General features: G+C 56.6%; 1 protein-coding gene. It reads right to left on the reverse strand.

Annotation, left to right across the window (positions count from 1 at the left end):
• Positions 1 to 11: 11 nt before the first annotated feature.
• Complete coding sequence (locus PYV00_RS11405) at positions 12 to 221, reverse strand: hypothetical protein (protein ID WP_275228391.1); 210 nt, start codon at positions 219 to 221, stop codon at positions 12 to 14.
• Positions 222 to 516 lie beyond the last annotated feature (295 nt).

Genomic DNA, 516 nt, shown 5'->3' on the forward strand with positions numbered 1-516 from the left:
GACAACCGATCCTACCGGCCATCATAGTCGCCGCTCAACCGGCCATCGTAGTTGTCGCCGCGCAGCGTGACCCCCGTGTCCCACGCAAAATGATGCTCCGCAGACCAGATGCCCGTAAAACCGCAAGCCTCAACCAGCTTCGCCGTCTCAAGCCAATCTCCCGTCTCCGGAAATCGCGATATATCACCCACCCGGGCTAGCAACGCACTATCAAATCGCATGTCAGGTCCTCCTGGATAGCCATGATGGATCGCCGATCTCGCGGACGCCCGATTTTCGCGATGACCGAAGGCCATCTGACCGCACGCAACAACGTCACATGCCAGTATCCTGTATCCATTTTTGAGTCAAGCCAGACCGATCTTGCGACCGTGTTGAAACGGATTATGGTCCTGCTTTTTTTGCTTAGCGCCCTTGAGGCGCGCGCCGTGCAGCCAACGGGATTCGGATGCTAGTGTCCTGAACCTGAAGTTCGTTCAGGCATATTTCTGACGCAGAAGCGCTCGATGGAAGCGA

This window comes from Novosphingobium album (ex Liu et al. 2023) (assembly GCF_029076845.1).
Classification (GTDB): Bacteria; Pseudomonadota; Alphaproteobacteria; order Sphingomonadales; family Sphingomonadaceae; genus Novosphingobium.